The following is a 5,895-nucleotide window of genomic DNA, read 5'->3' on the forward strand; positions in this document are numbered from 1 at the left end:
CGCCTCACGCGGGTTCGTCGGCGGGAGGGGGGTCGTCCAGCGCCTTCGCCAGCACCTCCGCCAGATGCCTCCCGCGCACCCCGGCCAGCTGCTCCAGCTGCGTGCGGCAGGAGAAGCCGTCCGCCAGGACCACCGCGCCCTCCGGGGCGTCCCGCACCGAGGGCAGCAGCTGCTCCTCCGCGCAGGCGGTGGACACCTCGTAATGGCCCTTCTCGAAGCCGAAGTTTCCGGCCAGACCGCAGCAGCCGCCGCTCAGCTCGCCGGAGAGCGAGGCGGCCGCGCGCAACCGGCGGTCGGCCGCGTCGCCGAGCACGGCGTGCTGGTGGCAGTGGGTCTGGCCGGTCACCGGGCGGTCCACGCGCGGCGGCGTCCAGCCGGGGGCGTGCCGCTCAAGCACCTCCGCGAACGTGAGGACCTTCGCGGCGAGACGGGCCGCACGCGGGTCGTCGTGCAGCAGCTCGGGGGCGTCCGTGCGCAGGGCCGCCGCGCAGCTCGGCTCCAGCACCACGACCGGCGCGTCGGTCTCCAGCACCGGTTCCATCAAGTCGAGCGTGCGGCGCAGGACCGCCCGTGCGCGGTCGAGCTGCCCGGTCGAGACGTACGTCAGCCCGCAGCAGACCCGGCCCCGCCCGCGCAGCAGCGACAGCGGGTCGAGGGCGACCGTCCTGCCGTCGCCCACCGGCGGTCTGCGCAGGTGCACGGTGGGCGGCAGCGCCACCCGCAGCCCGGCCGCCTCCAGCACCCGCACGGCGGCCCGCCCCACGGCGGGGGAGAGGTGCTCGGTGAAGGTGTCGGGCCACAGCACGACCAGGTCCCCGGGCGCGTCCCCGCCTCCCGCCCCGCCCCGCCGCCGCTCCCACCACCGGCTGAACGTCCGCCGCGCCAGCCGGGGAAGCCGCCGCTCGGGCGCGATCCCGGCCAGCCGCTTCACCGGCCCGGCGAACAACCGTGTTCCCGCCAGGGCGTTCACCAGTGGGGCCGTCCGCGTCCGCGCCACCGCGCGCAGCCACACCGGCAGCCACCCCATCGCGTAGTGCGCGGCGGGGCGGCGCCGGCCGGCGTAGTGGTGGTGCAGGAACTCCGCCTTGTACGTGGCCATGTCGACCCCGACCGGGCAGTCCGACCGGCAGCCCTTGCAGGAAAGGCACAGGTCGAGCGCGTCCCGGACCTCGGCCGAGCGCCAGCCGTCCGTGACCACCTCGCCGGCGAGCATCTCGTGCAGCAGCCGGGCCCGCCCGCGCGTGGAGTGCTCCTCGGCGCCGGTCGCCCGGAAGGACGGGCACATCACCGAGGCCCCGGACACCGACGCCGTACGGCACTTGGCGACCCCCACGCAGCGCCGCACCGCCCCCGCGAAGTCACCGCCGTCGGCGGGGTAGCCGAAGGCGACATCGACCGGCTCGCGCGGCAGGACGGAGAAGCGCAGGCCCGAGTCCAGGGGCGCGGGCCGGACGAGCATCCCGGGGTTGAGCAGGTCGTCCGGGTCCCACACGGCCTTCACCCGCTCGAAGAGTCCCACCATCTCCGGGCCGTACATCCGCGGCAGCAGCTCCGCCCGCGCCTGCCCGTCCCCGTGCTCCCCGGACAGCGAACCCCCGTGCGCCACCACCAGCTCCGCCAGCTCCTGGGAGAAGCGGCGGAAGCGGGCGATCCCGGCCCCGGTGAGGAGGTCGAAGTCGATCCGGACGTGGATGCAGCCGTCCCCGAAGTGCCCGTACGGCGTGCCGCGCAGCCCGTGGGCCGCCATCAGCGCCCGGAAGTCCCGCAGGTACGCGCCGAGCCGGGCGGGCGGCACGGCGCAGTCCTCCCACCCCGGCCAGGCCTCGGTCCCGTCGGGCATCCGCGTCGCCGTCCCGCTCGCGTCCTCCCGGATCCGCCACAGCGCGCGCTGCCCCGCCGCGTCCGTGACCACGAGGGCGTCCAGGACGTCGGCGGCCCGCACGATCGCCTCCGCACGCGCGCGTGCCTCCGCCTCCGACTCCCCGCCCGTCTCCACGAACAGCCACGCCCCGCCCCGGGGCAGGTCCGCGGCCGACGGCACCAGGTCCGCCGCCATGCCCTCCACGGTCAGCGGCCCGAACGGCAGCAGCCCGGCGGCGGCCTCGGCCGCGGCGCTCTCGTCGGCGTACGCCAGCACGGCCAGCGCCCGCGCGCGTGGCGCCTCGACCAGCCGTACGACCGCCTCCGTCAGCACGCCCAGTGTGCCCTCGGAGCCGCAGAAGGAACGGGCCACGTCGGCGCCCCGCTCGGGCAGCAGGGCGTCCAGCGCGTAACCGGAGATGCGGCGGGGCAGGTCCGGGAATCCCGTGCGCAGCCGGGCCAGTTCGCCCTCCGTGAGCGCCCGCAGGCCGTCGGGCGCCCCGGCCCAGTCCCGCCCGAGCCGCAGCCGCCGGCCGCGCGCGGTCACCACGACCAGCTCCCGCACGCTGTCCGCGGTCGTCCCCCACGCCACCGAGTGCGAGCCGCACGAGTTGTTGCCGATCATGCCGCCGAGCGTGCACCTGCTGTGCGTGGACGGGTCCGGGCCGAAGCGCAGCCCGTGCGGGGCGGCGGCCTCCTGGAGCCGGTCGAGCACCAGGCCCGGCTGCACGACGGCCGTGCGCGCCTGGGGATCCAGGGCGACCAGCCGGTTCATGTACCGCGTGAAGTCCAGCACGACGCCCGTGCCCGTCGCCTGCCCGGCGATGGACGTGCCGCCGCCCCGCGGCACCACGGGCACGCCCCGCGCGCGGCACACCTCCAGCACGGCCGCCACGTCGTCGGCGTCCCCCGGCGCCACCACCCCGTACGGCACGCGCCGGTAGTTGGACGCGTCCATGGTGACCAGCGCCCGGTCCAGGGCGCCGAAGCCGACGTCACCGCGGACGGCCGCGCGCAACTCGCCCTCCAGGGCCGCGAGATCCCTGGCCGTCGGCTCCGGGCCGTGCGGAAGATCCGTCATGCCTCCAGCATGCACGCGAGCACTGACAGTGACGACCCCGCGTCCGGCGGGCCGAAACGCCGACGTCCACATCCCGTCTCACCCGACGGACGACGTTTCACCCACGTTTCTGTGAACGGCTACGCTCCCCTCCGTGGCTGAGATCCGGATTCCCTCTGACATCAAGCCCGCGGACGGACGTTTCGGCGCGGGTCCCTCCAAGGTGCGGACGGAGGCGCTGGACGCCCTCGCCGCGACCGGCACCTCCCTCATGGGCACCTCCCACCGGCAGGCTCCCGTCAAGAACCTGGTCGGCCAGGTGCGCGAGGGCATCAGCGAGCTGTTCCAGCTCCCGGACGGCTACGAGGTGGTCCTCGGCAACGGCGGCTCCACCGCGTTCTGGGACATCGCGACGCACGGCCTGATCGAGAACAAGTCGCAGCACCTGAGCTTCGGCGAGTTCTCCTCCAAGTTCGCCAAGGCCGCCAAGCTCGCCCCCTGGCTGGCCGAGCCGGACGTCGTCTCCGCCGACCCGGGCACCCACCCCGAGCCGGTCGCCGCGGCGGGCGTGGACGTCTACGCGTTCACCCACAACGAGACCTCCACCGGTGTCGCCATGCCGATCAAGCGCGTGGAAGGCGCCGACGAGGGCGCCCTGGTGCTCGTGGACGCCACCTCCGGCGCCGGCGGCCTGCCCGTCGACATCAGCGAGACGGACGTCTACTACTTCGCCCCGCAGAAGTCCTTCGCCTCCGACGGCGGCCTGTGGATCGGCGTGTTCTCCCCGGCCGCCATCGAGCGCGCCGAGCGGATCCACGCCTCCGGCCGCCACGTCCCGGAGTTCTTCTCGCTGCCCACGGCGATCGACAACTCGCGCAAGAACCAGACGTACAACACCCCGGCCCTCGCCACCCTCTTCCTGCTGAACCAGCAGCTGGAGTGGATCAACGGCCAGGGCGGCCTTGACTGGTCGGTGCGCCGCACGGCCACCTCCGCGCGGACGCTGTACGGCTGGGCCGAGGACGTGAAGTTCGCGAACCCGTTCGTCACCGACCCGGCCAAGCGCTCGCAGGTCATCGGCACGATCGACTTCACGGACGAGGTCGACGCCGCCGCCGTCGCGAAGGTGCTGCGCGCCAACGGCATCGTCGACACCGAGCCCTACCGCAAGCTCGGCCGCAACCAGCTGCGCGTCGCGATGTTCCCGGCGATCGACCCGGCGGACATCGAGGCGCTCACCAAGTGCGTCGACTACGTGATCGAGAAGCTCTGACCTTCCCGCGTACCTGGCCGAGGGCGCCCCGCTGCCGCGGGGCGCCCTCCGTCGCGTTCAGGCCGCCGCGCCCCGCCCGAACACCTCGAACAGCCGGGTCAGGCTGTCCTCCTCGTACCCCTCGGCCGCCCCCCGGCGGAACGCCTCCCGCACCGCCGCGGGCAGCGCCGGGTCCACGCCCGAGTCCCGCGTCGTGCGCACGACGTGGTCCATGCTCGCCACGGCCATCGAGATCCGCTCCACGTCACCCGTGTGCCGCCCCGCCTCGATCCGGGGCGTGTAGAAGTCGAGGAACTGGTCCATCCCGCCCAGGGTCCGCGCCGCGTACGGAGCGAACTGCGAGGGACTGATGCCGTTGGCGTCCGCCACGGCCAGGGTGTGCAGCCAGGCGGTCAGGGAGGTCCAGAAGAGGTCCATCTGGAGCTGGTAGTACAGCGCGGCCAGGCCCGGGTCCTCGCCCCGGTAGTCGGTGCCCGTGAGGACCTTGAGTGTTTCCTCGCAGGCGTCGAAGAGCTCCCGGGGGCCGCTGTAGAAGGTGCCGGACTCCGTCGAGCCGATGCCGGAGGGCGGTGTCTGCACCCCGCCGGTGAGATGGCGCGCTCCGTGCTTCGCGGCCCAGGCGGCTCCCTCGCGGGCCCGCTCCGGAGTGTCCGAGCTGAGGTTGACCAGGACACGGCCGCGCAGGGCCGGGGCGGCGGGCTCCAGGGCGGCGTACATGGCGGCGTAGTCGGTGAGGCTCAGCACCACCACCTCGTTGGCCGCCAGCGCCTCCTCGACGGTGGCGGCCCGCACCGCGCCCCGCGCGACCAGTTCGTCGGCGCGGCTCGCGGTGCGGTTCCAGACGGTGACGCGGTAACCGGCGTCCAGGTAGGCGCCGGCCATGGCGCGGCCCATGGGGCCGAGGCCGATGACGGTGACGGACGTGCTCACGAGATCCCCTTCTGCTCGCGGATACGGCGACGGAAGCGAGCGCCGACCAGAAGACTAGAACGAACGCTCTATCCAGAGAGGAACCTAGCACAGCCGCTAGAGCGATCGCTCTAGCTCGCTAGAGTGGCTGCGTGAAGACCAAGGCCCCGCACGACCTCGAAACCGCCGGCACCCGCGAGCGGATCGTCCGCACGGCCTCCCGCCTGATGCAGCGCCAGGGCTACGAGGGCACGGGCATCAAGCAGATCTCCCGCGAGGCCGGGGCGACGCTCGGGTCCGTCTACCACTTCTTCCCGGGCGGCAAGCAGGAGCTCGGCGCGGCGGCCGTACGGCTCGGCGACGAGGAGTTCACCGAGCTGCTGCGCGAGACGCTCGATGCGGAACCGGACCCCGAGCGGGCCCTGCTCGCCCTCACCGCCTCCCTGGCCGAGGGGCTGCGCGACTCCGACTGGCTCGACGGCTGCCCGGTCACCTCCACCGCCGTGGGCACGGCGGCCGGCGCGCCCGGCATCCAGCAGGCGGCGGCGGAGGCGTTCGCGCGCTGGCGGAAGGTGGTCGCCGAGAAGCTGGTCGCGGCCGGCTTCACCGAGAGCGACGCCGAGGAGCTGGCGCACACGGTGATCGCGACCCTGGAGGGCGCGGAACTGGCCGCCCAGGTCGCCCGCAGCGCGACACCGCTGGAGGTGGCGGGCCGCCATCTGGCCCGACTGGTCGCCTCCTACCGGGGCGACTGAGATTCCCGGGCGTGGTGCGCTGACCTTCCCAGCCGCGG

Annotated in this window: 4 protein-coding genes; 2 read left to right on the plus strand and 2 right to left on the minus strand. The window is 74.3% G+C overall.

Features of this window, described 5'->3' with window-relative positions:
• Positions 1 to 4: 4 nt before the first annotated feature.
• Entirely contained in the window at positions 5 to 2,941 is a 2,937-nt protein-coding gene (locus RIN80_RS21060; RefSeq protein WP_309097184.1) for an FAD-binding and (Fe-S)-binding domain-containing protein, read from the minus strand.
• 133 nt (positions 2,942 to 3,074) lie between these two features.
• Between RIN80_RS21060 and serC the strand changes: the two genes are divergently transcribed.
• A complete protein-coding gene (gene serC / locus RIN80_RS21065; protein WP_309097185.1) occupies positions 3,075 to 4,193 on the plus strand; it encodes a phosphoserine transaminase in 1,119 nt (372 codons plus the stop codon).
• Positions 4,194 to 4,250: 57 nt separating this feature from the next.
• On the opposite strand, the gene RIN80_RS21070 is transcribed toward serC, so the two are convergent.
• The gene (locus RIN80_RS21070; protein ID WP_309097186.1) at positions 4,251 to 5,123 is read right to left on the minus strand and encodes an NAD(P)-binding domain-containing protein; all 873 of its coding nucleotides are present in this window, start codon (positions 5,121 to 5,123) and stop codon (positions 4,251 to 4,253) included.
• A 131-nt stretch (positions 5,124 to 5,254) separates the two neighbouring features.
• Here RIN80_RS21070 and RIN80_RS21075 point away from each other — a divergent pair, with 131 nt between their 5' ends.
• The gene (locus tag RIN80_RS21075; protein ID WP_309097187.1) at positions 5,255 to 5,857 is read left to right on the plus strand and encodes a TetR/AcrR family transcriptional regulator; all 603 of its coding nucleotides are present in this window, start codon (positions 5,255 to 5,257) and stop codon (positions 5,855 to 5,857) included.
• The last annotated feature ends 38 nt before the right edge of the window (positions 5,858 to 5,895 follow it).

The sequence above is a fragment of the Streptomyces sp. genome, from assembly GCF_031181705.1.
Classification (GTDB): Bacteria; Actinomycetota; Actinomycetes; order Streptomycetales; family Streptomycetaceae; genus Streptomyces.